General features: G+C 48.3%; 21 protein-coding genes. 1 reads left to right on the forward strand and 20 read right to left on the reverse strand.

What is annotated here, in order from left to right:
• Nucleotides 1–4 precede the first annotated feature (4 nt).
• The 6 genes from AC6ESO_RS14995 to AC6ESO_RS15020 form a co-directional block, all read right to left on the reverse strand.
• Nucleotides 5–802 (reverse strand): GDSL-type esterase/lipase family protein, encoded by a 798-nt coding sequence (locus AC6ESO_RS14995; RefSeq protein WP_497092037.1) that lies wholly within the window; start codon nucleotides 800–802, stop codon nucleotides 5–7.
• A gap of 240 nt (nucleotides 803–1,042) precedes the next feature.
• Entirely contained in the window at nucleotides 1,043–1,936 is an 894-nt protein-coding gene (locus tag AC6ESO_RS15000) for a carbohydrate ABC transporter permease (RefSeq protein ID WP_497092038.1), read from the reverse strand.
• Nucleotides 1,937–1,953: 17 nt separating this feature from the next.
• Nucleotides 1,954–2,850, reverse strand: a complete 897-nt coding sequence (locus AC6ESO_RS15005) for an ABC transporter permease (RefSeq protein WP_497092039.1) — start codon at nucleotides 2,848–2,850, stop codon at nucleotides 1,954–1,956.
• A gap of 100 nt (nucleotides 2,851–2,950) precedes the next feature.
• The gene (locus AC6ESO_RS15010) at nucleotides 2,951–4,675 is read right to left on the reverse strand and encodes an extracellular solute-binding protein (protein WP_497092040.1); all 1,725 of its coding nucleotides are present in this window, start codon (nucleotides 4,673–4,675) and stop codon (nucleotides 2,951–2,953) included.
• Nucleotides 4,676–4,782: 107 nt separating this feature from the next.
• Nucleotides 4,783–6,444: a response regulator transcription factor gene (locus AC6ESO_RS15015; RefSeq protein ID WP_497092041.1), complete on the reverse strand. Its 1,662-nt coding sequence runs from the start codon at nucleotides 6,442–6,444 to the stop codon at nucleotides 4,783–4,785.
• Nucleotides 6,422–8,215 carry a sensor histidine kinase gene (locus AC6ESO_RS15020; RefSeq protein WP_497092042.1) on the reverse strand — a complete coding sequence of 598 codons (1,794 nt, stop codon included), beginning with the start codon at nucleotides 8,213–8,215 and terminating at the stop codon, nucleotides 6,422–6,424. Before AC6ESO_RS15020 ends, AC6ESO_RS15015 begins: the two co-directional genes overlap by 23 nt.
• 404 nt (nucleotides 8,216–8,619) lie before the next feature.
• On the opposite strand from AC6ESO_RS15020, the gene AC6ESO_RS15025 reads away from it, so the two are divergent.
• Nucleotides 8,620–9,960 (forward strand): arsenic transporter, encoded by a 1,341-nt coding sequence (locus tag AC6ESO_RS15025; RefSeq protein WP_497092043.1) that lies wholly within the window; start codon nucleotides 8,620–8,622, stop codon nucleotides 9,958–9,960.
• A gap of 225 nt (nucleotides 9,961–10,185) precedes the next feature.
• Here the strand turns inward: AC6ESO_RS15025 and AC6ESO_RS15030 are convergent, their stop codons facing one another.
• The 14 genes from AC6ESO_RS15030 to AC6ESO_RS15095 all read right to left on the reverse strand — a co-directional run bounded on the left by AC6ESO_RS15030 (nucleotide 10,186) and on the right by AC6ESO_RS15095 (nucleotide 25,962).
• Complete coding sequence (locus tag AC6ESO_RS15030; RefSeq protein ID WP_497092044.1) at nucleotides 10,186–11,160, reverse strand: ABC transporter ATP-binding protein; 975 nt, start codon at nucleotides 11,158–11,160, stop codon at nucleotides 10,186–10,188.
• Nucleotides 11,153–12,136, reverse strand: coding sequence for an ABC transporter ATP-binding protein (locus AC6ESO_RS15035; protein WP_497092045.1), 984 nt, complete (start codon nucleotides 12,134–12,136; stop codon nucleotides 11,153–11,155). Before AC6ESO_RS15035 ends, AC6ESO_RS15030 begins: the two co-directional genes overlap by 8 nt.
• Before the next feature lie 12 nt (nucleotides 12,137–12,148).
• A complete protein-coding gene (gene opp4C, locus AC6ESO_RS15040; protein ID WP_497092046.1) occupies nucleotides 12,149–13,078 on the reverse strand; it encodes an oligopeptide ABC transporter permease in 930 nt (309 codons plus the stop codon).
• Nucleotides 13,079–13,091: 13 nt separating this feature from the next.
• Nucleotides 13,092–14,045 (reverse strand): ABC transporter permease, encoded by a 954-nt coding sequence (locus AC6ESO_RS15045; protein ID WP_497092047.1) that lies wholly within the window; start codon nucleotides 14,043–14,045, stop codon nucleotides 13,092–13,094.
• Nucleotides 14,046–14,114: 69 nt separating this feature from the next.
• Nucleotides 14,115–15,851: an ABC transporter substrate-binding protein gene (locus AC6ESO_RS15050; protein ID WP_497092048.1), complete on the reverse strand. Its 1,737-nt coding sequence runs from the start codon at nucleotides 15,849–15,851 to the stop codon at nucleotides 14,115–14,117.
• A 261-nt stretch (nucleotides 15,852–16,112) separates the two neighbouring features.
• The gene (locus AC6ESO_RS15055) at nucleotides 16,113–17,021 is read right to left on the reverse strand and encodes an ArsR/SmtB family transcription factor (protein ID WP_497092049.1); all 909 of its coding nucleotides are present in this window, start codon (nucleotides 17,019–17,021) and stop codon (nucleotides 16,113–16,115) included.
• A gap of 167 nt (nucleotides 17,022–17,188) precedes the next feature.
• On the reverse strand, nucleotides 17,189–18,481 hold the full coding sequence (locus tag AC6ESO_RS15060) for an MFS transporter (RefSeq protein WP_497092050.1): 1,293 nt from the start codon (nucleotides 18,479–18,481) through the stop codon (nucleotides 17,189–17,191).
• Between the two features lie 56 nt (nucleotides 18,482–18,537).
• Nucleotides 18,538–20,073: a leucyl aminopeptidase gene (locus AC6ESO_RS15065; protein WP_497092051.1), complete on the reverse strand. Its 1,536-nt coding sequence runs from the start codon at nucleotides 20,071–20,073 to the stop codon at nucleotides 18,538–18,540.
• A 180-nt stretch (nucleotides 20,074–20,253) separates the two neighbouring features.
• The gene (locus AC6ESO_RS15070; RefSeq protein WP_497092052.1) at nucleotides 20,254–21,627 is read right to left on the reverse strand and encodes an ATP-binding protein; all 1,374 of its coding nucleotides are present in this window, start codon (nucleotides 21,625–21,627) and stop codon (nucleotides 20,254–20,256) included.
• Nucleotides 21,628–21,631: 4 nt separating this feature from the next.
• Nucleotides 21,632–22,030, reverse strand: a complete 399-nt coding sequence (locus AC6ESO_RS15075; protein ID WP_497092053.1) for an ATP-binding protein — start codon at nucleotides 22,028–22,030, stop codon at nucleotides 21,632–21,634.
• A gap of 205 nt (nucleotides 22,031–22,235) precedes the next feature.
• Nucleotides 22,236–23,894 carry an anti-sigma factor domain-containing protein gene (locus AC6ESO_RS15080; RefSeq protein ID WP_497092054.1) on the reverse strand — a complete coding sequence of 553 codons (1,659 nt, stop codon included), beginning with the start codon at nucleotides 23,892–23,894 and terminating at the stop codon, nucleotides 22,236–22,238.
• A complete protein-coding gene (gene sigI / locus AC6ESO_RS15085) occupies nucleotides 23,891–24,712 on the reverse strand; it encodes an RNA polymerase sigma factor SigI (protein WP_497092055.1) in 822 nt (273 codons plus the stop codon). The genes AC6ESO_RS15080 and sigI overlap by 4 nt, the downstream gene beginning before the upstream one ends.
• A gap of 108 nt (nucleotides 24,713–24,820) precedes the next feature.
• Nucleotides 24,821–25,246 carry a hypothetical protein gene (locus AC6ESO_RS15090; RefSeq protein ID WP_091212707.1) on the reverse strand — a complete coding sequence of 142 codons (426 nt, stop codon included), beginning with the start codon at nucleotides 25,244–25,246 and terminating at the stop codon, nucleotides 24,821–24,823.
• A 167-nt stretch (nucleotides 25,247–25,413) separates the two neighbouring features.
• The gene (locus AC6ESO_RS15095) at nucleotides 25,414–25,962 is read right to left on the reverse strand and encodes a peroxiredoxin (RefSeq protein WP_497092056.1); all 549 of its coding nucleotides are present in this window, start codon (nucleotides 25,960–25,962) and stop codon (nucleotides 25,414–25,416) included.
• Between the last annotated feature and the right edge of the window lie 177 nt (nucleotides 25,963–26,139).

Consider the following 26,139-nt stretch of genomic DNA (forward strand, 5'->3'; position numbering starts at 1 on the left):
ATTATTAATCTTGCTCTATAAATGCTTTAATTTGTTCCTTCAACTTTAAATATCCTGCCTGATTAATATGTAAGCCATCTTCTGTGTATGTCGTACTTAAATTCCCATCTGCATTCATCAAGGTCGGGTGAATGTCAACAAAGGGCAAGCCCAATTTCTTTGAAATGGAAGCTGCAAACTTATTAAATGTATTAATTTGATCATTTGAATGTAGTTTAATATTTGGGTATTTTACAATGGCGAGTTTTTCATTAATTGGCAATAGTGACTCTACTAATATTTCCGTCCTAGGTAAATTGGATTGCAGTTGCTTCAGTAGGGTCTCATATCGGCTCGTCACCTCCATTATCGGAGAGTACAAGACGTCATTGATGCCTATAAGTAACACTATTTTTTGTGGATTCAGGGCATAAATATCACTTAATCTGTTCATGACATCTTTAATTCCTTCACCAGCAACGCCTTTATTGACCGTATTTTTGTTCGGGAAATAATCATTCCACACGCCATGCTTCGTAATCGAGTCACCTAGAAATACCACTCTATCCGTCGGTTTCGGGATGTCTTTGAGATAAATCGTCTGCATCTTCGAGTCAATATTTACTGTTTCATGAAATAATTCAGCTACAGCTTTAAGAGGAACATAGGTAGTACCATTAATGACTTTAATGTCAGCGATATTCACTTGTTTACCATTTAGAAACACATGGTAATCTGTTGAAGCATATACCCCCATCGAAAATGTAAACATAATTACAAGTACGGAAATAACCGTTTTTTTCCAACTTAACCTCAGTTTCATTTCTTCAATCCTCCTAATTAATATATGACTTATGATACGAATTGTAACATTATCGACAATATTTCGCAACTTTTTTCCTACGAAAGAACTAATTGGAAAATTTGTATATCTTTTATCCCGAATACATATTACACCACAGGGTCATTTGCACTAAACAAAAAACAAAGAAGCGACAAAAAAAGAACAGCCGCCCAGACAACTTCATGTCTGAGCAGCTGTTTCTTTGTCATTCAACAAACTTTATCCTTTCACGCTCCCAAGCACGATACCGGAAATGAAATAACGCTGTAAGAGTGGATAAACAACTAATATTGGCAATGCAGCTATGAAAATTTGGGCAGCTTGCGTCGTTTTATTTGAAATTTGGCTTAGCATCTTCACCTGGTCCGAGGACACGCTGTTAAGCAGCGTAGAATCGAATTTAACAATAACCGTTTGCAAGTAGCTTTGCAGCGGATAATGCTGAGGCTTGTTCATCAAGATCAGACCATCAAACCAAGAGTTCCAGTGGCCTACGATGCTAAACAGTGTCAATGTCGCAATAGCTGGTACGGATATGGGAACAAACACCTTTATTAAGGTCGTATAATGCCCTGCTCCATCGATAAATGCAGCTTCCTCCAGCTCTTTCGGCAGCTCCCGAAAGAAATTAAGGAGGAGGATACAGTTGAACACCGGCACAGCCCCAGGCAATATTAACGCCCAGGTGGAATCAAGTATTCCCGTTTGCTTCACCGTCATGTACCAAGGAATGAGCCCACCATTAAATAGAATGGTGATGAGGAAAAACCAGACAAATACACTGCGCAGCCGAAATTTATTCACTTCCTTCGACAATGGGTATGCAATCAGAATGGTCAGAATCATATTTATGGGTACGCCAATTGCGACTCGTTTGACTGAGATAAAAAATGACGTGAAAAACTCATGGCGCCCTCCAACAAATTTATAGGAGCTGATTGTAAAATCAATCGGCCATAATCCGACTTTACCTGTTGCTGCAGATGCGCTGGAACTGAATGATACAGCTAGAATATTAATAATCGGCAGCAAACAGAGCAACGCGACGAAAAGCAGTACAACGGCGTTTATCGCAAGAAATACTTTACGGCCCATCGTAGGATATTGCCACATGATAAAGGCCTCCTAATTTAGAAAATGCGGTAATTGGCAAATCGGAATGCCAATCGATAAGAGATTACGATCAGTACAAATGAGATAACGGATTTGAGTAACCCGACTGCCGTCGCTAATCCATATTGAGCATCAATCAGACCTGTCCGATAAACCAATGTATCAATAATGTCACCCGTGCCGTAGACAACTGGACTATACAGGTTAAATACCTGATCGAAGCCGGCGTTCAATACGTTGCCGAGGCTTAGCACAGTAAGCAGTACAGTGACCGAACGGATACCGGGTAAAGTCACATGCACCGTCTGCCGCCACCTGCTCGCGCCATCGATTACCGCTGCCTCATAACGAGTCGGATCGATGCCTGTTAATGCGGCCAAATAAATAATGGTGCCAAATCCGAATTCTTTCCACACATCAGATACGATAAGTGTATAAGGGAACCAATGGGGATTACCTAGGAAGAAGATCGGCTTCATTCCGAATGATTTAATGAGATGGTTAACAAGCCCATCGTTTGGAGAGAGAATATCAATTAATATCCCGCTTAAAATTACCCATGACATGAAATGCGGCAAATACACAAGCGTTTGAATGCTCCTCTTGAAGAGGGTGTGTCGCACCTCATTCAGCAACAGCGCAAAGACTAAAGGCACGATAAGGCCGGCAATGATCTTCATAACGGCGATAAACACCGTATTCCAGAATACCTGAAAAAAATTCGGGATATCAAGCAACTGACGGAAATTGTCCAGTCCAATCCATTTAGAGCCGAACATTCCTTTCGATGGGATAAACTTCTCAAAGGCGATTATAATGCCAACCATCGGTCCATAGCTGTAGATCAGCACAAGGACGACGCCGGGCAACAGCATAATCAGCAGCGGAAGCTCGAGTCTCCATTTTCTAGCCATAACAGCCCTCCATTTACGGCAAATCGGAATGAACAGGTGAAAGGGATGCGGCGGCTAAACAGAAGACTGCCGAATCCCGTTCCTGCTCTATGCTTTGCGCTTACTGATTTTTGGCGTACCAATCGTTAACTTCCTCTGTGATTTTGTCACCACCGAACTTCTTCCAATCGGACACGAACTTATCGAAATCATCCACGGATGATACACCCATAATGATTTTCGTGTACGTTTCCAACTGCAGTTTATTTAGTGCCGACATCTTCTCAACCATAGTCGGAGTTGGAGCGGAGTTAAATACGGTTAATTGAACCAAGTTATTATCGATAATCTGCTTCACGAGATCAAGTGTTCCATTTGGCCCGAAAGCTCCGAATTGCGCCCACTGCTTCACGTCGCCACCGTCAGTAAATTGTCGTTGTAAACTTAGGTTGTTTTGATCGTCAGGCGTCAAGTTCGACTCATCTTTACTCTCCAATGCTTTCTTAATTCGTTGCTGGATGGCGACGTTTTTGGTGGGCGGCTCAATCCAAAGTGACGGATAATTCCATATTGCTATGCCGCTATACTTACCTTGGAGTGAAACTACTTCGTTATTCACGTAATATTTGGTCAATAAATAATTGGCCATTTTCACGATGGCTTCCGGATGTTCTGCTCCCTTACGTACAACATAATAGCCGGAAGTCGAGAAATTACCCGGCGACAATGCCTGCTGACTGTCCGTCGACACGAGCGCGATATGTCTCCAGCGCATAGACGGATTCTTATTAAGCGCATCTTGGAGCGGATAATACGGATTCCACCATGTGCCATAGTAGAGCCCAATCTGGTTCGAAGCGATCGATTCGGAAACCTTGCCTGAGTCTTTAACGCCGAATTCGGTGTCCATTAGTCCGTTTTTATACATATCCTGCAGCTTCGATAGCACAGTCTTAACTTCCGGCTGTATGCCGCCGAATGCCGCCTTGCCATTCTCATCTTTGATCCAAATGGTCGGATATTGATGATAAGCGGAGAAGAAACCTTCTAACGAAGCGAGTCCGCCCCACAAATCCTTCGTTATTCCAAGACCGAATGTATCCTTCTTACCGTTGCCGTCCGGATCATTCTCCACGAATGCTTTTGCAATCGCGGCGACATCATCCAATGTCTGAGGATCCTTCAGATTCAGCTTCTCCAGCCAATCCTCACGAACCCATAGATTGCTCTCGCCCATGGCCGGTGAACCGGGGAGCGGAAGCGCCATTACTTTTCCGTCAAATGTAGCCGACTTGATCGCAAACGGATCCTCCGCAATCGTATTCGTCAATATATCGGAGGAATATTGCGGTAATATATCTGTTAAGTCCTCGATTAATCCCGATTCCACCAAATTGTTTAACTGCGTGCCGTTTACTCTCATGAAATCCGGTATGTCTCCGGATGCGATGGTCACATTTAATTTTTGGTCGTATTGGCCGACCGGCACCGTCCAAGCATTCTTCACTTTGATACCAAGCTTCTCCTGCTCTTCCTTCGTCCAGACGTTATCATCGATATTCTCTCCATCGGCAAACACTGTGCCGTCCGGAATCGATCGGCCTGTTGTGATTTCAATCGGTGGGTCATATTTGCCTAAAGGGTCTACCACGGATGACGATACATTGTCTGGGCTGCCAGTGTTGTCTGTGCTTGCAGTCGATGCATCGGAATTACCGCTGTTATTAGATGAATCAGCAGCAGCTTTCGAATTTGAATTCGAACCGTTATTGCTGCTGCAAGCTGCCATCACAACTAGGATCATAATCATCGCTGCGAATGCGGTCTGCCTAAACACTGCCCTCATCGGTTTCCCTCCATACAATTCGTATTTGGAGAACGAGTGCACTCGCTCTATGACTAGATTATAAGAGAGCGCTTACAACTGGCGATACAACTGAATTTTTTACTTTCTTAATGTTTATTGACTTCTTTATAACGCATCTCACGAAATTCCTGCGGGCTAATATGAAATGCTTTTTTGAAAAACTGTGTGAAATAGGCCGGCGACACGCAGCCGACTGCTGCGGCAATTTCATGAACCTTCATTGTAGTGCTGCCAAGCAGCTCCTTTGCCTTTGCCAATCTAGCCTCGTTGATGTAGGCAAGCAGATTTGTCCCAGTAGTCTGCTTAAATAACCGAGATAGATAAGATGGATTAAAATGAACCCTTTCAGCCAGCGTTACAAGGGATAAATCCTCACCGAGGTGCTCATGGATATACTGTTTCGTCTGATTCATCGCCGAGATAGTTCGGCTCTCATCTTCATTCCGGCGCAAATCAAACAGCGCATCGGCAAGCAGTCCATAATAATCGCTGGCTTGTCTCCAATCCAAGCGCGGATCAGCAGCCATCAGTTTATTCAGATTAATTGCGGATCCTATCTTATCCCGCAGCTGTCTGCGGTTGACGTATGACAGAAACATGAGATTAATGGCACAGTTAAGCTCCATATCGTAGGGTGAGACACCAATATAGTTCGGCTGTACTCCTTCTGTTATCCGTAGTAGTAGCTTATGAAACTCCTCACGGTGCCCGCTCTCGAGACAGGTTTCCAATGTAGACAGCCATTTATGTCTCGGCTGCGTCTGCAGGCTGTTCATCTCTGCTATGTCTGCGAATTTCCGCTTGATCGGCAGCAGATAGATATTCATTCCGGAGCCCGAATCCGTATAGAAGGCCGTGCGAACCTCGTCATATCTGCGAGCGACTTCCTCCCATCCGGCTGGACACGTATCCACTACAAATGATATAGAAAGTCCAAGCGATTCGAAGCAAAGCTTCTGATATGCTTCCAACGATCCTTTGATGTACAGCGCATTTTGCTCGTATTGATCCGGCGAACCTTCATCCCCTGCGGCTTGAATGAACCACACCATGATCGAGCGCTCACAGACGCTGTGCATCCGTATCAATTCCTGCGAGATGCACTTGCCTGCCAAGAAGTGCAAGGTAAAGAACATTCGCATCTTCTCTAGCGCAGATTGTGTTTTGGGAAGTTGATCAATTCGTCCTACAACGAGCTGAACCGCCTGAATCGGGTCCATGTCGATTCCCAGCTCAATAAACTTCTCACGTCGTTCATCCCCATTCATCGGCTCCCCATGAAGCATGTCCATCCAGAACTCGCGCTGCATAAGCGGAATCACATCACGCATCCCTTCCCGGGAGGCTTGAAGCAAATCCGCGATCCGAATGTCTTGTTGAATTTTAGTCAGCGTCTTCTCCACGAGCTCCGTTATTTTCTCAAAGCCTTCGGTTTTCAGTATATAGCCGTCCACTTCCTGCCTAATCGCCGTGTACGCAAAATCGAAACTGTTATAGCCGGTTAAAAATATGATTTTACAATTTGGCCAACGCTGCCTAATTTTCTCTACCAGCTGTATCCCATTCATACCAGGCATTTGAATATCCGACATGACAATATCGATTTGCGTGCGGTTCAGCCAATCCATCGCTTCATAAGCAGAGTAGGCTTTATATACATCCAGTTCCAGATGAGTAGCCTGTGACAACATCATATACAAGCCATCGACAATATCGGGCTCGTCATCAACGATCAGCATCCGGTTCATCAGCATCTGCCCCCTCCAATTTAATCGCAGCCGTCACCTTTAGTCCGCCCAATGCACCTATGGATACGGAGATTCCGCTATTCTTGCCAAATTTCAGTCGAAGACGACGATGAACATTAAGCAGCCCCGTCGTTTCTTGCTCTTCATTCCAATGCTCGGTCAAGAGCGAGTTTAGCTGCGCTGCTTCTTTCGGTGTTATTTCATCACCGTTATCCTCAATTGAAATCAATAACATCCCATGACTTGTGTGAAAGGATACCTGAAGAAGACCACCTTTGATTTTGTTTTTTAATCCGTGCGAGAATACGTTCTCAATAAGAGGCTGTACGATAAGTCTCGGTACACGAAACGCATGGTAATCGAAAGGCAGATCTGCAAATTCTACTTTAATACGATTGCGGAAACGGCGTGCTTGAATCAAACAATAGATTTGAGCATGCTCGATATCTTTTGCAAGCGGCACCTCTTCATCCGCACTTCGGGTTACGTATTCCAGATAACTACCTAGCTGTTTCGTAAAAACGCTCACGTTCTCATAGTCCTCTGCATTCACCATGTGGTGGAGAATAAAGAAGCTGTTATATAGAAAATGAGGACTGATCTGTGATTGCAGATGCTTGAGCTCGGCACGCTGCGCCAATATTTTTTGCCGGTACACTTGATCGATGAGGGTACTCAGATTTCTCACCATTAAGTTAAACCGGGTGTACAGATACTTGAACTCGTCGTTACCGCGGTGTTCGATCTGAATGTTAAATTCACCGTATTCTACTTTGCGGAACGAGCGTACCAGCTCTATTAACGGACGGTGTATAATTCGATAAATCGATATACCAACGACGGCAATGAGAACGGCAATCACGATCGTAAATAACCAGAACCAATACACGTAATCCTTCAGTTTGTGGAACACGCCTGATTCAGGCAAATATTTAACCGCGGTCAAATGCAATGTTGTCGACACGGAATAAAACACCATGTATCGCTTGCCATTGATACGAAGAGAGACGTTGCCTACTTCCTTCTCCTTTGAAAGCTGCATCACACGATCTGCTAAGCCGTAACTTAGAGACTCACCACCCTCAGCATGTACATCTGCTAGAATGCCTTGATTTCCGATCAGAAAGCCTCCGCTTTCGTTCTGGTCACTGACCATGACAGGCTTTAGTGTCTCCTGCAGAGTCTTTCTATTGAGTTTAATATTCAAAATATAAAGAGGATTTCGGTTGCCACTGCTCGGTGTAGGGAAACGAGACGTCAAGATGAAGTTGTCTTCGTCCCGGATAAAAGGGGTTGAGATGCTCTTGCTGCTCATTTTTATGGCTGCGAGATCTCTCTCATCTAGGAGATTGTAATCATTTTCTGCGGATACTTTAAAGTTAAATGGAGGAATATAGCTGATTACGTCGACAATCATAGCGCTGCTGCTTTTCACTGCATTAAGATGCTGCTGCAGCCTTAAGATCGCTTGGTTTCGTTCATATTTATTCATAGAGCCCGGAATCGTAGCTAGCAAATAGAGATTTTCATCGTTTAACGTTTCATACTGCAGTGTCTGAATGCGACTGATTTCTTTCTCCAAATTTTCCCTATAGTTAATAACTTGCGCTTGCATCGACTCCGATATCGCCCCTCGAACCGTATCGACGCCCCAATAATACATGACGACGCCAACCAAGTAGGCAAGTCCAAACACTAGAGTTAGTACGAGTAACAGACGGAAAAAGATCGAGTTGGGCCATCGCAATCCCCTCTTAACGCCTCTCAACATGAGAAATCCCTCCTGCTAGTCCGGCCATAGATTCACAATTATGCTCGTCCATCAGTTCTTTTCGACTTCATATAAACGTTCTCCTTTACAACGCTCTACAGCGATTGGGATCAACCCCGGATTATATCTGGACAAATTTTCTCCTGACATAGGCATTTAACCCTTGCAGACAAGTGTCGACAGGGTATAACCATCAACAATCGATAGGAGTGGGTTTTCATAGAGTTGGGGATATAGACCAGTGCGAGCCATCTGCCTTGTACATATAAATACAGTACATCCTTGCTCTAGCAGCAATTTAGTAGGAGGCGAATCTATGAAAATGAATCAAGACGGTCTGCGGCGATAATTCAAATTTGAAAGGAGAATGAGAGAATAGAGAACATCTAGAAGAGAGGTAACTCATGCACGACTTAATGGCGATCATTACAATTTGCACCTTCTTCCTGACGATAGGCTTTATCTATTGGAAGCCGAACGTCAACGAGGCGATACCGGCAACCGTAGGTGCTTTCATCGTCTTGCTCACAGGCACTGTCTCCATGACGGACCTAGGAGCCATTACGGAAACAATCAGCGGAGCTGCGATCACGATTATGGCAACCATTGTTATGGCGATCGTGCTCGAAAGTTTCGGTTTCTTCAACTGGGCAGCTGAAATTCTGACAAGACGGGCACGAGGGTCAGGTATTAGGCTGTTCTGGCTGACCAACCTATTTTGTTTTCTCATGACGCTCTTCGTCAACAATGATGGCAGCATTCTGATTACGACCCCCATCCTGCTCATGCTGCTAAAGAGCATGGGACTGAAAAATCATCAAAAGATTCCCTATCTGCTTTCCGGCGCTCTTATCGCAACAGCATCGAGTGCTCCGATCGGCGTTAGTAACATCGTCAACCTGATAGCGCTCAAAATCGTTCAAATGGATCTCTACATGCACACAGCCATGATGTTCGTACCTGCCTCACTTGGGCTCGCGCTGATGGCTTTGCTCCTATTTGCCATCTTCTACAAGACACTTCCAAAGAAATTACCCCCAGTCCAGCCGTGGGGTTTAACACCGGGCGGCCATCCGCTTAAAGGCCCTAAAGAGGACGTGCCTAAAGAAACCCGCTCGAAATTCATGCGCAATGTGCTGATTTTCGTCTTCTGTGTCCGCGTTAGTTTGTTTGTCGCTTCTTTCCTTCATTTCCCGGTCTCCTTGATGGCTGTTATTGGCTCTGCCTTCCTGCTGACATGGCGCTGGATTTACTTGAAAGTTCCCCCTACCGATATGATCAAAAAAACACCTTGGTATATTCTCATCTTTGCTTTCAGTATGTACGTGATCATCTATGGACTGCGTAATCTGGGGCTTACGGAATGGCTCATCCACTTGCTTCAGCCGCTTGTCTCCGGAGGTCTGCTGCATGCCAGCGTACTAATGGGCATGCTGCTGACCGTACTATCCAATTTGTTCAACAATCACCCTGCTCTGATGGTTGGCACGCTGACTTTGACCAATATGGGACTCGACCCGCTGACGCTGAAAATCGCCTATCTGGCAAGCGTTATTGGCAGTGACGTCGGTTCACTGCTGCTGCCGATCGGAACGCTGGCTACGATTATGTGGATGCATATTATCCGAAAAGGCGGCGTGAAAATCAGTTGGGGACAATACCTTAAGGTGACCGTGGTTGTCATTCCGGTCACCGTAATCGTTTCGTTGATCTTGCTTAGTTACTGGGTAACTTGGCTGTTCTAAGGATTAGAACAATAGAGCAGGCCATTACGAACTTGGAGGGACCCATTTGAACGAATTATATAATCCTTATCACAAAAAAATTGACCTCCCCGGCTAGGAAGGCCATGCAAACAATTCGTGTATAGCTACAGTTTATGTAACGGATTGAAAAATAGCGTGGGTAGATGAACTACGTGAAAAAACCACTCCTAATCTGGAGTGGTTTCTTTTTGAATACTTATTCCGTTATACGAGATGGCAAGCGACGCTGTGATCGTTCCCTACATTTCTGAACAGCGGCACTTCCTCACGGCAACGGGCTACCGCAAAGGGACAGCGAGTATGAAACTTGCAGCCGGTCGGTGGATCCGCCGGGTTCGGCAGCTCCCCGCTCAGCACGATTCGCTCGCGCTTCAGTTTCGGGATCGGGATCGGCACGGCCGAGAGCAAAGCCTTCGTGTACGGATGCAGCGGATTGCGGAACAGCTCGTCGCGCGAAGCGGTCTCCATCATCGAGCCCAAGTACATGACGCCAATATGGGAGCATAAATGCTCGACGACACTTAGATCATGAGAAATGAATAAATACGTTAATCCCTGCGTCTCTTGCATCTTGCGAAATAAATTTATAATCTGTGCCTGAATGGATACATCCAGTGCAGAGACCGGCTCGTCCGCAATGATCAGATCAGGATTCAAGACCAGGGCTCGAGCGATGCCGACGCGCTGGCGCTGACCGCCTGAGAATTCATGCGGAAACCGATCGATGTGATAGGACGATAATCCGCAAGCGGCCAGAACATCCATGACCCGATCGCGTATCTCTTCCTGCGGCACGAGACCATGGTCGAGCAGCGCCTCGCCAATCGCATCGCCGATACGAACGCGGGGATTCAGCGAGCTGTACGGATCCTGGAAAATAAGCTGCATTTTCGGGCGAAGTCTGCGTAATTCCTCGGGAGGCAAATGATAAAGATCAACGCCTTTGAACTTCACTTCACCGGCCGTTTTGTCCGTCAGTCGCAGGATCGTACGCCCTACCGTGCTTTTCCCGCTTCCGGATTCTCCGACGAGTCCAAAGGTTTCGCCCTGCTTAATCGAGAAGCTGATATCGTCAACGGCCTTGACGTTGCCGACTGTGCGGCTGAGCAGACCGGATTTGATCGGAAAATATTTCTTTAGCCCGTTCACCTCGAGCAACGGTTGTTGTAGCTCAGACATACGCAATCGCCTCCTCATGCAACCAGCATGCGACCTTTTGCCCATTTCCGACTTCCTTCAATTCGGGCTGCTTTGTTCTGCAAATGTCCATGCAGTGCGCACACCGGTCATGAAAGTAGCAGGATGGGACGAGCTCCAGCGGATTCGGAACCTGCCCCGGAATGGAATACAGCTCTTCTTGGCGCTGGTTGATAATGGGCTTGGATTTCAGCAAGCCTTGCGTGTATGGGTGCTTCGGACTTTCGAACAAGGTGACAACTTCGCCTTCCTCCACGACTTTCCCAGCATACATGACCACGACATAATCCGCCATCTCCGCCACGACGCCAAGATCATGCGTAATGAGCAATATGGACATGTTGGATTCGTCCTTGAAGCGGCGCAGCATATCGAGAATTTGCGCTTGAATCGTAACGTCAAGTGCAGTCGTCGGTTCATCGGCGATAAGCAGCTTCGGACCGCATGAAATCGCGATGGCGATCATGATTCGCTGCAGCATGCCGCCGCTGAGCTCATGCGGATACGAATCCGCAATTTGCTCCGCGCGCGCAATCCCTACTTCGCCGATGAGCTCAATTGCCCGCTTCCGCGCAGCTTTCCTGCTGAGCTTAAGATGCTCCATCAACGGCTCCATCAGCTGCTCCCCGATTCGGAGCACAGGATTGAGCGAGGTCATCGGTTCTTGGAAAATCATTGCGATTTCATTGCCACGAACGGTACGTAGCTCATTGCGGCTCAGTCTAAGCAAGTTTTCGCCTTGAAATGAAATGCTTCCGCCAACCACCTGACCTGCCGGTGCTTCGACCAAGCCCATCACCGACATCGCCGTGATGCTCTTCCCGCTGCCTGATTCCCCGACGATACAGACGATCTCGCCTTGGCGAACCTGTAAGCTGACGTCATCTACAGCTCGAACGACACCTTCCTCGGTTTTGAAAACCGTGCTTAAGTGCTCTATATCAAGTACGTTATCCATGCTCACGTACACCTACCTTTTCTGCTTAGGATCCAAGACATCCCTTAATCCATCCCCGAAAATATTAATCGCGATGACAGTCGCGAATATCGAGAAACCGGGCGGAATCCAAAGCCACGGATGGTCTTGAAAGTCGATCATATTGTTAGCGGCATCGATCATATTGCCCCATGTTGGTGTTGGCGCCATGACCCCGAGTCCGAAATAACTTAGGACGGATTCGTATAGAATCGCCCCGCCGATGTTTAATGTGGCAATGACGATGAGCAGCGGTACCAAGTTCGGTAACAAGTGATTGAATAGCTTCCTTCGGTCACGAAGACCGAGGACGACGGTTGCTTGCATATATTCCCGTTCACGCAGGCTAAGCATCTGGCCGCGAACCATCCTGGCAAGCCCAGGCCAGCCGACAATGCTTAGCATCAGCATGACGATATACATGCGATAATCCGTCGGTATTTTCCACTCTGACAGCAGTGCGCCTAGGATGAACAGAAGCGGAAGGCTTGGAATCGTCAGCAGCAAATCTGCCAGACGCATGATGATTTGATCGACGATCCCCCGATAATAGCCGGCAATAACCCCAAGCAGGGAGCCAACGAAAACCGACAGCACCATCGAAGCCAAGCCGACGGTCAAAGAAATTCGTCCCGCTTGCAGTGCACGGGTCAGTACGTCGCGTCCCAGCGCGTCCGTGCCCAGCCAGTGCTTGAGATTCGGCGCTTTATTCATAAAGGCCATATTGATTTTGTTATCCGTGTACGGCGAGAACAACGGACCGATGAAGCATGCCGCGAACATGAACGCCACGACAACAAAACCAAACACAGCCAGCTTGTTCTTGAGCAGTCGCCTTAAAGATTGCCTCCATAGCGACGTATATACAGGTTTAGGTTTAGGGGCCGACAAAACTGCAGTCCCCTCACTATGAGTCGTTGACATCCGATTGGACCTCCTACAGCCTGACCCGCGGGTCGGCGACATGGTACAGAATGTCCGAAACCAACGTGCCGATGACGGTCAAAATAGCAATAAACAAAGTGAATCCCATGAGCAGCGGATAATCCCGCAAGCCGAAGGATTGCATATAAAGCTGCCCGATGCCCGGCCAGTTGAAAATTTTCTCGATAATCAACGAACCCCCGAACAGCGCGGGAAGCTCAAAGCCGACCAGCGTGATGGCGGGCAGCAGCGCGTTGCGCAGCGCATGCGTGAACAACACCTTGCGTTCTTTTAACCCCTTCGCGCGGGCCGTACGGATATAATCCTGTTTAATAACGTCAATCATATTACTGCGGAAGTAGCGCGTCAGAGAACCGACTCCGAGCAGCGTCATGACCATGACCGGAAGAATCATATGGTGTACGACTTCTTTGACATAGGCCAGCCCCGTTGCATTGCTGCCCGTCGTCATCATGCCGCCCGGAGGCAGCCACTTCCAATCGACGGCCAGAATCTTGATCAGGAAGAGACCGATGAAGAACGAAGGGATGGACATCGCGGCGAAGAGTGCCACCATGACGAACGTATCGAACCATGAATACTGCTTGTACGCGGCGATTACGCCGACGACGACCGCGATCAGCCAAGTCAGAAACGTGGAAACGGCCGCAAGCAGGAATGAATTCCAAATATATTGGTTAAACAAAGTGAGAACCGGTTTCTGCTGTGACAACGAATAACCGAAATTGCCGTGGAACGCATTCTTCATCCAGATCGCATACCGCTCGATCACAGGCTTATTCAGCCCATAGATTTCCCGAAGCTCTGCTTTGCGCTCTGGCGTCAGCTTGATATTTCCCGTGATGAAATCCCCAGGCGTCAACGCGTACAGACAAAATATCAAGAAGGAAGAAGCGAACAATATGGCGATGATATATAGGATACGCTTCGTAATGTACGTGTTCATAATCGACTCCTTAACCTGCTATTCCCTGCCCGGGATAACCCGAACAGGGAATAGCATTCGTTTGTATCGTTATTGGCTCAGCGTCCAATTCGGCAAGCTTGGGGCAAGACCGTTGAACGGGCTGACGCTTAGATTCTGAATCCGTCCGTTATAGGCGTACACGCTCTTCTTATAATTCGTGAAGATAATTGGCAACTGATCGTTCAGCAGCTTGTAAATATCCTTGTACACGGCTTTGCGCTCTTCAATATTCGAAGTTGCCAAACCTTTCGCGTACAATTCCTTGAAGGTTGCATCATCGTAGCCTGCAATCTCGCCGTCAACGAATTGCAGCAAGCCATCCGACGGATCGGTCAAGAGCGACGTCGAGAAGGAAGCCATGTCATAATCGCCGCCTTCCACCTTAGATACAAGCGCGTTGAAATCCGCGAATACTTCAGGTTCGAATTTAATGCCCAGCGCTTCGAAATCTTCTTTGGCTACAGCGATAAAGACATCCGTTTCCGGCTTTTTGTAGCCCAGGTAATGAATCGTCAGCTTCTTGCCGTCTTTCTCGCGAATGCCGTCTGCGCCTGCTTTCCAGCCCGCTTGATCCAAGAGCTCCTTGGCTTTCTCCGGATCGAACTTATACGGATTGATGCCCTCCTCCGTATATGACCATGAGATCGGAGAAGAAGGAATGTTCGCTACTTGGCCTGCCCCCTGCGCAGCATCCACATAAATACTTTGACGGTCCAAGCCGTAGGTGAGCGCTTGACGGACCAGCTTATCCTGCAGTGCCGGATGCTTCAGGTTCAATTGAAGATAGCCATACGTGCTTGGCGTATAGGGCAGAATATTGACGAAGCCAAGCGCTTTCAGCTTATCGATATTTTCCTTTGTAGCCGTGAACGACGCATAATCGACCTCGCCTGTTTCCAGGTACTGCCACGTATCGCCCTGTGCTGTTTTGTATATGAAATGCTCTGTTTTCGGTTTACCATCGAAATAATTCTCGTTCGCGATCATGCGGACTTCCTGGCCCGGAATAAATTTCTCCAGCTTATAGGGTCCGGTGCCCAGCGGACTGCCGCTTAACTTCTTCATGTAATCCAATTGACCTTGTTTGTAGTCCTTGCCGTAATACGCCTTGGACAGCACGTCTGATCCGAGCAGGGTCAACGCACTGGCGTTCGGCTTCTCAAGCACGACGGATATCGTCTGCGGGTCGATGACCTTGATCCCCGATATGCTGTTCGCCGTACCTGCTTTATAGGCGTCGCCGCCTTGGACATGCAGCGTGTTGACCATGGAGTCGCCGTCGTACGACTTGTCGTACAGGATCGTCCACGTAAAGGCGACGTCTTCAGCCGTAAGCGGCGAACCGTCACTGAATTTCAAATCCTTGCGAAGATGGTACGTATAAGTCAAGTTGTCCGCGGATACTTCCCATTTCTCGGCTAGGCCGGGAATCGGAAGTCCTTTGTCGTCGACTTTGACTAGCGGCGTATAAAGCAACGACGAGACGTTGCCGTCATATCCGCTTTGTTGGAAGTACGGAGTGAATGCGCCGCTTGGATCGGTTAAGCCGACGATGATCGTATCCGTGCGCTGCTTGGCGATGTCCGGAAGTTTAGACATGTCTGACGCTGTGAAGAGGCCGGAAGCATCCTCTGCCGGAGCGGTTGTGTTCGCTGCATTGTTCGTTGCAGGCTGGTTCACTTCCGTCTGGTTGGCAGCCCCCGTGGTATTATTATTGCCGCAAGCAGATAACAAGATGGCGCTCGCAAGTATGGCTGTCGATAAGGTTGCAATTTTTCTCTTCATGATACCCTCCTAGATTAGGCAGCTTTTGGCGCCTCTTTAATTCCGATAGAATTACTCGACTTTCTTCGTCCTTATTATAGGATCGAAATTCGGTTCTGTAAATAGAGAACTCGAAAATAATTCTTTATCTAAAGAATATATAAAGAATTGATTCGAAAAACCCCCACGTTCGGATATGCTGCAGCAAACGAAAAAACCGCTTCCCCACCGTGAATTCACGTGTGTGGAAGCGGTTAATTTATAAAAGCTGATCCTCTATCCTCAGCCCTGCTCGATATACCCCAAGATTTTGCTATGCACCTGCTCCAAGGCGCTCGTTCTTAAGCTATAAGTAGTAAGCGTCTCCCCTTCGAAGTGCGCCGAAAGCATGCCGGCATATCGAAGCTTTGCAATATGATCATGGGTGATCCCCTTGGATAATTCCATATGGCGCACGATTTCGATGAACGAGCGCGGCCCTTGATTGAGATATCTCAAAATCTTCAACCGGCTCTTCTCTGCTACGCTACGGATCATGCGATACTCATGCGGCGCCAGAAATTCTTCGTCCTCCGCATAAATTCGGGCTGCGTAATGGCAAATGGTAACTTTGCCAAAGCTGAAAATAACGTTGATCGGCTGAAAATGATACTGCGGCATAAGAATCAAATGTTCCAGTCCGTTGACCGGTGCGAACGACAGCCCGTTCGTCGTCTCATCGACGAAGGCAATCGGATCCGCCGACTGAAGCGCTTCCTTGCGTGAGCGCGCTTGCTCTTGAAGCCCTTCCAGAATAAAGGGATCGACATGTCGAAAATATTGATCATTCCACTGCTCGAACAGTTTAACGGTATGATCGCGAAATTCCCCCATCTGATCCGGGAACTGGTTACCGTAAGCGGACATTAATTCATAAAGCTCTCCCGCCGTCATCCCTTTGAGCCACTCGACGAAATCGACGACATTTTCTCCCGGGCATAGATGTACGAGTAAATACGTCAGTTTCCAGTCGCCGTCGATCTGAACACGATCCAGTAAATCCGCTAATTCAGGCGTGATCATTTGGCGGACCTGTTTGGCCCAGGACGGAGTTAAATCGAGCTTTTTATGCGATTTACGGCAAACATAGGCATGCAAGCTGCCCATGATTTCGTATAATGGTTTGAATCTCACGTCCAAGCTATATACCATGACGTAACGCCCCTCTCTGCCTATCATTATAGCAACTCAACTTCGCTGAGCACCACTTCGAATTTTTCGGGTTCCCCCTCACAAAAAAATAACCTTCCTGGCTAGGAAGGCCGTTAAAGAGAATCTTGCATAGCGAATTCGCTGCGCAGCTCGGATTTGGGCTGCCCTCACTCCGTCAGCGTCTGCTGCTCGCTGCGCTCCGCTCGAAGCACAATCGGACCTACAATGAGCGCAAGCAATAGCAGGGCAACGCCCGTAAGAAGCGAGATGCCATAGCTTTGCAGCCAATACGGGCTGTCCTCGATTTGCTTATATAGCCAGCCCCCGAAGAGCGGGCCGACAAACCCTGTCACGCCGGTAAGCGCCGAGAACACGGCAACATACATCGGTCGATCAGACTTTGGCGTATCGCCGATAATAAAGTTAAAGACAAGCAAGTTGTAGCCGCCTAGCCCCGCGCCAAGCGCGATATTCACGATGGTCAAGACAAGGAGAACGGGCAGAAACTCAATCCCAACCCAGAGAACGCAAGAGCCCGCAACGATCGGCAGCGCCCACAGCAGCAGCGTCCGCGAATCAAATCTGGTATTCAAATTGCCCCAGTAATAGTAGCTGAACATCGTCGTCAGCATCTGAACCGTCGTGAGAACGGTGATGCCCCACTTGCTGATGTGCAGCGTTTCTAGCATGACATAAGAGAATAAAGGGATAGCCGCATTTTGCAGCAAAATAAATACCGCAATGAATATCGTCGCTTTCATATAGCCTTTATCTTTAAGAGGTTTGAGGAAGAGTGCTGCCGAGCTCGATGCTGCCGATTTCTCGAACGGTGGATTAGGGTAGCGCCACAGCTCGATTCCATTCCAGACTGCACATAATGCACTAACAATATAGAGAACGGCAAAGCCGGTCTCCGCATTCATCTGCTCCAGAATCTGGCCGCCAACCAGCAGCGTGATACTGCCAACCGCCCAGTGAATGGTGTTCCGAATGCCGAAATAGCGTCCGCGCACCTGCGCCGGCACCATATCCGCAACGATCGAGGTCCAGAAGACTGAACTTGTTGAAGCGCAAATAAAGGAGATTAGAAATAATCCGATAAAGACAGCCACCTGCAGCTCTTCAGAGACGAAGAACGGAATAAGGCCCGTCGCGACCCAGAACAGTCGATGGACCACACCGAATATCGTGAGGAGCAGCTTGCGATTGTTTATCCGCTGCATGTAGAAAGCCGCCACCAGCTGCACGAGATTGGCAAGCGCAGGAATAGCCAGGACCAGCCCGACATCCGATGCCGAGCCGCCCAAATAGACAACGTAAATGGTTAAGATAGGACCTCCAAGCAAATTCGCGATGATAACAGCCGGTATGCCTTCCATGATGGACGTCAACAACCCTCTGCGCTGATCGGACAATTGCTTTCGGCGAAAAACAGACATTAAGTGGTTCCAGAAATTCATGCGGTTATCTCCCTCGTGATGTTTCCCCTATGAATGGCCGCGCTATCTATAAAATGTTAAACGAGCAGTTCGCCAAGTGTGCGCACCATAACGCCTGTTCCGCCTTTAACTTCCCATGACCGATCCCGCTCCAGCCATGCCGTGCCGCCGATATCCAAATGCACCCACGGCTTCTCCTCCGCGAAGGCACCGATGAACAATCCGCCAATGCTCGCTCCGCCGTATCGTCCGCCCCCATTCTTCATATCCGCGGCATCGCTGTCCAGCTGCTTGCGGAATTCAGGGAATGCAGGCATCGGCCAGATCCGTTCCCCCGCTCGCTTGGATGCGAGAATAACCTGCTGCTGCAGCGTCTCATCATTCGTGACGACGCCCGTAGCAATATCGCCAAGCGCCACCATAACCGCTCCGGTTAAGGTCGCGACGTCAATCAGCTTCGTTGCTCCGCGGCGAATGGCTGTCGTTAGTCCGTCGGCCAGAACGAGCCGGCCCTCCGCATCCGTATTTACGATTTCAACTGTCGTACCGTTCATCATGGTCAGAACGTCGCCCGGTTTCATCGCTCGATCAGACGGCATATTCTCCGCAGTCGGAATGACGATGACCGCGTTAAGCTTAGGACGCAGCTCGCCAAGGACACGCACAAGTCCAAGTACGGCAGCAGCGCCGCCCATATCGGAAATCATCTCCTCCATGCCAAGACCCTTCTTCAAGGAAATCCCGCCTGTATCGAAGGTGATGCCTTTACCGATGATGCCCCATTTGTCCTCGTCACCCGGAGCGCCTTCATACTGAATGACAATCATACGCGGCGGGTGAATACTGCCTTTGCCAACGCCAATAAGTCCGCCCATGCCGAGTTTCTCACAAGTCTGTTCATCCATGACTTCAACATCAAGGCTGTATGCCTGTGCCAGCGTCTTCGCTTCGTTTGCCAACACTTCCGGCGTCAGCGTGTTGCCCGGCAAGTTGATCAAATCCCTAGCAAACACAACGGATTCTGCGAATACAACACCGCGGCGGGTACCGTTCTCCCATTGCTCCGACGCTGCTGCTGCGAGCGGCTCCGGTAAGGTCTGTGTTAAAGTGAACGCAACTTTATTCACGAGCGACTGCCTGCGGTTGTCGATCTTCTTCGCGGTCTTACGTGTAAATAAGCCGAGAATATAGCCTTCTGTCATCGCCTGCGCAGCCTGGCACACCGTGAACACGGCTGTTCCAATGGCCAGCGCTTGAGGCAGCAGCTGTTGTACGCTCACTGCCTTTAACCGTTTGGCCGCTTTAGCCGCTGTCGCCGCTGCATCCCGCAATCCATCAACCGTAAGATGGTCCTGCGAAGAAATGCCGACGAAGATCACATGGGACTCCGGCCGCAGCCCTAGCGTAGGCAGCACAAGCGTTTCGCGGAGATCGCCCTTGAAGAGCTCCTTCTCCACATGCTTCCGCAGCGCTTCATCCAGCTGTGGATGGATGCCCGCCACCGCCCCACCGGGCTGCTTTAATTCTTCTTTACTGATGAAGGATATGATTACATCGGCAGCATCTGCTGCACTGCGTACGTTCTTTGCCTCATATGTAAATGTGATATTCATCGTGTGTAAACAACTCCTGTCTTGTCACTCATAGGCTGCACAATGCTAATCAACACAAAAAAACCGGGTTTCCCCGATTTCCTGGTTCGTCCTTGTCATGCAGCTCTGATGTACAAGCATGATCAGCCTCTGCAAGACAACTTCTGCAATTAACACGGGTTATACCCCGATTCTAATCCTTTATTCCGCCAATGGCAAATAGATATTGAACTCCGTACCTTCACCGCTGCTGCTCGAAACACGGATCTTCCCGCCGTGGTTACGGACGATGCGGTAGCTGACCGAAAGGCCCAATCCCGTACCCGCCGCTTTCGTCGTGAAGAAGGGGTCGAACAGCTTCGATTTGGTCACGACATCCATACCTTTGCCATTATCGCGGATCGTAATTTCGGCGTCTTTGCCGTCTCGCCTTGTAATAATGTCAATGCGACCGCTCCGCTCGCCGCCCAATTCGTCTATTGCGTCCATCGCGTTGCGAACGATGTTCAAAATAACCTGCTTGACCTGTTTCACATCAATCGAAGCGGAGAGCTCTTCGTCGTAGGTTTCCAGATGAATTTGGCAGCCCTTCATGAGCGCCTCGCTGTCGGAGAGGAGAATGACTTCCTTCAGCAATGAATTAATAAGCACCTTCTGCTTCATCGGGGCAGATGGCTTCGAAGAGTTCAGAAATTCATAAATAATATCGTTTGCGCGATCAATTTCAGTCAAGATGATACGGGAATATTCTTCTTTCCCTAACTGGGTGAGGTGAGGCTTTAAGAGTTGGATAAAACCACGGATGGAAGTAAGGGGGTTGCGAATTTCATGTGCGATGGCAGCTGCGATCTTCCCCAGCATCGCCAGTTTATCGTTCTGATAAGCCGATTGTTCAATCTGCTTATATTCGGTGACATCTTTAACACTGAATAAATAGTCGCCGTCCAGCTGGTCCCCATACGTCACGGTTACGAGCAGGAAACGACCATTCACGTCTTGAAACTCCAGGTAGCGGCTTCTTCGCAGAAACATTTCTTTATAGAGCCTGAGAATAATGCGCTTCTTGCTCCTGCTAAGCTGGTTATGCCATAAAATATCCGTTAAATTGCAGCCAATTAGCGTCTTCCGAGGGATATCGAGCAGCTTGGCCATTTGTACATTGATAAAAGAAACAATCCCATCGCTATCCAAAATCGCAATGCCGCTGTCCATATGCTGCAGTACATTCTCATATTTATTCTTCACCATGCGGAAAGAACGGTGCGAGCTGAGCAGCATGTCCCGCATCTCGCTGAAACGCTGCTCCGGCGTTTGTTCCGGTTGGAGACGGAAGCGGAAAGCAACCATAAGCTCGATCAGAAAAATAAACGATCGGCTGTACAGTTTGAGCGCTTCCTCGGAGTCAACGTTGGCCACGAGCATCTGCATCGATTCTTCATGAATCGCGATGATATCTTCCGGATGGATGCCATGAAGCAGCTTTCCGATTTCAGTCGCTTCAAAAAGCGATGCCTCGCTGCCGCTTCGAATATATTCAGCTAGCGCTGGGAAATATCGCTTTCGAATGGCTTGCATTGATTTACTCCTCTCCTGCTGCACAGTTCGGCGAATCCATGCGCAATGGAGAATGAATCCATTTACGGATTGTAATCATGGTTCCTCGCAACTGATCATGAGACTGCTCAATATCGTCCGCCAGTTTCTCTACGGACTGAAGATGGATTCGACTGGACCCGCGAAAATGATCGAATAGTCTGACCTCAATGCCGCTGGCAGCTTCCCCTTTGGAAGGACTGATTTGCCGAATGGTCATATGTCCCTTCTCCGAGAAAGAAATGAGCTGAAGTGCCAGCTCGGAAATCGTATACGCAATTAACGTCTGATCAACAAGACTGAAGCCGATCGCCTTCGCGATGTCTCTTCCTCTTTGTCGTGCCTTAATCGCATCAGCCTTTTCTCGAATATGGAGCATTTCCACGTTATTTCTCGCCTCCGCACATCAAAAAATTGCTTTCTTTATGCAGGTTCCGAGCCCGAGATCGCTTACAATAATCATAGTAATTACGTCCATTTTCTGTCAACAGGAGATACTGTCGAATCCTACCGAATAAACGTAGTACGAAAGGCGCAGCCGATGTCTGCGCCTTCGGTAACCTATGCTAATTGTGTTTCCCTTGACCGCGTCAGTTCTTCCCCTCGCCGTTCCCTTTGCCGCTGCTGCTGTCTTTCCCTTGATTGCGATCATTATTTTTATCGTTTCTACTATCGTTCTTTTTACCCGGGTCGCTCGATTTGCCGCTGCTGCTATCGTTTTTCTTCCCCGTGTCTTTATTACTATCCTTACTATTATCTTTACTGTTGTTCTTACCCGAGCCGCTGCTATTGCGATCGTTCTGTTTGTTATCATCCTTAGAAACGCCATTATGACGACCGCTGGAAGTGTTTTCCACTTCGCCCTGGCCGCCTTTATGGTCGTTGCTGCGATCATCGTTCTTGCGATCGTCAACGTTTGGTTTATTTTCAATTTTTCCGTTGTCATCACGACTGTTGTCGCCGGGCTTGTCATCCTTGGAAATGACATTCCCCTTCTGAGGCGGTTTCTGAGCAGGCACCCCGATCGAGATGCCTCCACCAGAGGAATGATCCCAGCGATTCCAGCCGTTGCTGATGACCTTATTGTTTTCCTTATTGTTGTTGACTTTGAAATTGCCTTTATTATTTCCCTTGTTATCACCCTTGGTGTTGCCCTTACCGCTTCCTTTATTGTTCCATTTGTTGTCGTCCTTCTTGTTGCCGGCATTAAAGCCTTTGCCGGAGCCGCTGGTCGCAGGATCCTTCTTATCATTCGAGCCCGATTTGTTATCGGAGCCCGAATGCGTGCCGCGGTGTTCCTCTCTGCTCTCCCGCTTCTCTTGCTCTTTCTTCAGCAGCGCTCTTAACTTCTCTCTCTGCTGTTCCTTCTGCTGCTCCCAAGCTTGCTTCGATGGAACCGTTGTCGGTTGTTCCGGTTTTTTGACCGTATCCCCTTGTTCTTGACCGCTCTTCGCTGTAGAGGCCGCCTGCTTGTTATCTTCATTGATAACGGCCTTCACGCCGCCCCACGGCTTCGCCGTTTTGTGAATCGATTGCGTTTTGAGTTCTTCAATCGTCACCTTATGGCCCTGCTGCTTCGCCATGAGGTAGAATGCGAGCTTGCCTGCAGACAGACCCTCCTGCTTCGCTTCTTCCCGAATCTCTTGAGGCGCTGAAAGTGTCGTCACTTCAACTTTCAACTTGCGTCCTTTATCCGTCTTCGAAAGCGATTTGCGCACTGCAGCATCCATATGCGTCGTTACCGTATTCTCGTATTCTGACACTTTCGGATTCGCCACCATCACACTTGTAATAATGACGTCGCCTTCGCCGCTATTCAGATAAGGGCCGGCACTAATGCGATCCATAATGGCTTCCGTGACTTGCTCGAGCGTCAGGCCTTTATATGCCAAACCTTCCGTTACATCTACGCCGTCATCGTTGATCGCACGCAGCTCTTCAACATGCTCATCCTCTGTGATGCCAAGCTCGATACTTGGATTCACATCCATGGTCAGATACGCGACAACCTGCGGTCCCTGATTCATGTGGTTTAGCAGAAACGGAACAAAGAGGAGAAGCAGAATCGCTGCCGCGCCTGCACTAAAGCTGTACAATTTTCGTGGCTGGGCGAATCTTCGCTGCTCGGCGAAACTAAACTCTTCGCCAACCTGAGGCTTTCGGCCTGTCGGTACTTTGCGGAATTGGCCATCCGGCATTAGAAGGATTACGTACCTCGGGCCTGTTTCCATCACAATTCCACGACTCATGCTCTCACTCCTTTCACCTGGGGTTGTTCCTGCTGTGGTGGTTCTTGGGGCTGTATATATTCCTGCAGGTAAGGATAATCGCCATTATGTAGTAGTGCTATGGCTATTATGTATTTACGATTTCGCTCGATCGTTTTACGGGATACGCCTGCCATCTCGCATAACTCTTTAATGGGCAGCTTCTGCTTCGTCTCCATAATCTCGTAGAGCTCCGGAGCATTAGCGAGCAGCTTGCTGATCGAGATAAGCAGAATCCTTGAATCGGAATGCTTCGGCGATAAATCCGGCAGTTCGCTAAACGAGATCCCAAACTGCTTCAGCCGGCTGTCATACTCACCGATCTCAAGCCGCCTAGCCTCCACATCCTGCGAAACGGAGTACCGCTGCAGGGCTTCCTTCATCTCGATCGGATTGACGGTCATTTCTTCGTCGTCATCCTGATCAAAGGCGCTGTACGGAACAGTGCCGGAATGCCTTTGTTCTTTTCGCACATAGTCAATAAGCCTACGCCGAATGACCGTTTCGGCAAAGCCGAGAAACGATTTTCCTGCCTGACTTGAGAATTGTTCTACCGCTTCGTCGAAAGCAGCCAGCGCTATGCTGAACTCATCCGAACGAGTAGGATCAATATATCTTTTGCAGAATCGACTTGTCACCTTCGCGATATACGGCTTATACGACGCGATAAAATCATTGCGCGAAGCTTCGCCGCTGCGAATCATCTCCACCATTTCTTCCGGAGTGATTTTGGTATCTAGGGTGACAGCGGACGTATCAGGCTTACCGCCAAAAATCCGTTTGAACAGAACAAGTAACAACCGCTCCACCTCACATTTACATTTTTCGTGATGTCCCTTTAGCTTGAGGGGGTCGAACACATTGGTATATAAAAGAAAAAGCCTCCTTCGTCAGGAGGCGTTTCGTAATTAACAATATCCTTCAGAGGTTCGTCGCTGCAGTAGCTTATTACGCCGCTGGTTTAACACGCCGAGCCGCTTTTTCAATTCCGCTTCCCAAGCCTCATCTGCGATTTGCTTCGCAAAGCTTAAGAGATCAAGTGCCATATCGATTTGGTTCGTCACGACATCCATAGGATCTTCGTTCTCATTGTTTACGCAGTTCTCGAACAGTTCTTTCTCTTCTTGCTCTACATATTCAATAAAGTCGACTTCCGATGCGCCGTCGCCGTGTGCATACTCAGCAAGAATCTCATATTCATTCTCAATCATGTGATGAATTTCAACGCGATGACATACTGGACAGAAAAGAATAGGAACATTATGAATATGCGTGCGAAAATGCTTCAGCGTGCCATTCGTGCCGATCATGCTTGCTCCACAGCAAAAGCTCATGTCAGTCTCCTCCTTAGCCTCCATTACCCTTCATCAAAACATCTGAAACTTTGTATAACTTATTCGCGCCTCTCTGGCAAAATTCCTGCTTTCCTGCGTTTCCAGAGTATAGAAAAACCCGGGGCCTCTTAGAGGACCCGGGTTGATCGTATACAAGATGTCGATTCTTATTTCGCAACCAGGTGAGAATCGCCTGGTTTCCAGTTGATTGGGCACAGACCGCCGGATTGCAGAGCTTGCAATACGCGGAAAGTTTCTTCAACGCTGCGGCCAACGTTGTTGTGGTTAACAACTTGGTATTGGATTTCGCCTTCTGGATTGATGATGAACAAACCGCGAAGCGCGATTCCTTCTTCTTCGATCAAGACGCCGTAGTCACGAGCAACGTTCTTCGTGATGTCAGCGGCAAGCGGGAAGTTCAGTTGGCCAAGACCGTTGTCGTTAATCGGTGTGTTGATCCAAGCGCGGTGGGAGTGTTTGCTGTCCACGGATACGCCAAGGATTTCTGCGCCGACTTTGCCGAATTGACCAGCAGCTTCGGAAAGTGCTGTAATTTCAGTTGGGCATACAAATGTGAAATCTAGAGGATAGAAGAAAAGGACCAGCCATTTGCCTTTGTAATCGGAAAGTGCTGCTGTGCTGAAATCTTGACCATTACCTGTTGCTGTCTCCATCGAGAAATCCGGAGCAAGACGACCTACCAAACGTTCTGCCATTGTTGTTACCTCCTAAGATTGTGCGATGCGTTCGGAAATGAATGAGGCTTGTACCAAAAATCGCTTCCGAAGCATACGCTTCATAATTTTGCGCTAGCAGCGCTATCGTGTGCTGCAATAGAACTCATTGTTGACTACGTTTAGAATAATACCAACACTTTATAACAAAGTCAATAT

Source organism: Paenibacillus rhizoryzae (assembly GCF_059686995.1).

Bases quoted from the DNA above. Each gene is read 5' to 3' on its own strand.
- AC6ESO_RS15095 (WP_497092056.1), bottom strand. From the start codon at position 25,962: ATGGCAGAACGTTTGGTAGGTCGTCTTGCTCCGGATTTCTCGATGGAG.
- AC6ESO_RS15020 (WP_497092042.1), bottom strand. From the start codon at position 8,215: ATGTTGAGAGGCGTTAAGAGGGGATTGCGATGGCCCAACTCGATCTTT.
- AC6ESO_RS15000 (WP_497092038.1), bottom strand. From the start codon at position 1,936: ATGTGGCAATATCCTACGATGGGCCGTAAAGTATTTCTTGCGATAAAC.
- AC6ESO_RS15015 (WP_497092041.1), bottom strand. From the start codon at position 6,444: ATGAACCGGATGCTGATCGTTGATGACGAGCCCGATATTGTCGATGGC.
- AC6ESO_RS15010 (WP_497092040.1), bottom strand. From the start codon at position 4,675: ATGAGGGCAGTGTTTAGGCAGACCGCATTCGCAGCGATGATTATGATC.
- AC6ESO_RS15065 (WP_497092051.1), bottom strand. From the start codon at position 20,073: ATGAATATCACATTTACATATGAGGCAAAGAACGTACGCAGTGCAGCA.
- AC6ESO_RS15060 (WP_497092050.1), bottom strand. From the start codon at position 18,481: ATGAATTTCTGGAACCACTTAATGTCTGTTTTTCGCCGAAAGCAATTG.
- AC6ESO_RS15045 (WP_497092047.1), bottom strand. From the start codon at position 14,045: ATGAACACGTACATTACGAAGCGTATCCTATATATCATCGCCATATTG.
- AC6ESO_RS15030 (WP_497092044.1), bottom strand. From the start codon at position 11,160: ATGTCTGAGCTACAACAACCGTTGCTCGAGGTGAACGGGCTAAAGAAA.
- AC6ESO_RS14995 (WP_497092037.1), bottom strand. From the start codon at position 802: ATGAAACTGAGGTTAAGTTGGAAAAAAACGGTTATTTCCGTACTTGTA.
- AC6ESO_RS15080 (WP_497092054.1), bottom strand. From the start codon at position 23,894: ATGAGTCGTGGAATTGTGATGGAAACAGGCCCGAGGTACGTAATCCTT.
- AC6ESO_RS15025 (WP_497092043.1), top strand. From the start codon at position 8,620: ATGCACGACTTAATGGCGATCATTACAATTTGCACCTTCTTCCTGACG.
- opp4C (WP_497092046.1), bottom strand. From the start codon at position 13,078: ATGTCAACGACTCATAGTGAGGGGACTGCAGTTTTGTCGGCCCCTAAA.
- AC6ESO_RS15035 (WP_497092045.1), bottom strand. From the start codon at position 12,136: ATGGATAACGTACTTGATATAGAGCACTTAAGCACGGTTTTCAAAACC.
- AC6ESO_RS15005 (WP_497092039.1), bottom strand. From the start codon at position 2,850: ATGGCTAGAAAATGGAGACTCGAGCTTCCGCTGCTGATTATGCTGTTG.
- AC6ESO_RS15050 (WP_497092048.1), bottom strand. From the start codon at position 15,851: ATGAAGAGAAAAATTGCAACCTTATCGACAGCCATACTTGCGAGCGCC.
- AC6ESO_RS15055 (WP_497092049.1), bottom strand. From the start codon at position 17,021: ATGGTATATAGCTTGGACGTGAGATTCAAACCATTATACGAAATCATG.
- AC6ESO_RS15090 (WP_091212707.1), bottom strand. From the start codon at position 25,246: ATGAGCTTTTGCTGTGGAGCAAGCATGATCGGCACGAATGGCACGCTG.
- AC6ESO_RS15070 (WP_497092052.1), bottom strand. From the start codon at position 21,627: ATGCAAGCCATTCGAAAGCGATATTTCCCAGCGCTAGCTGAATATATT.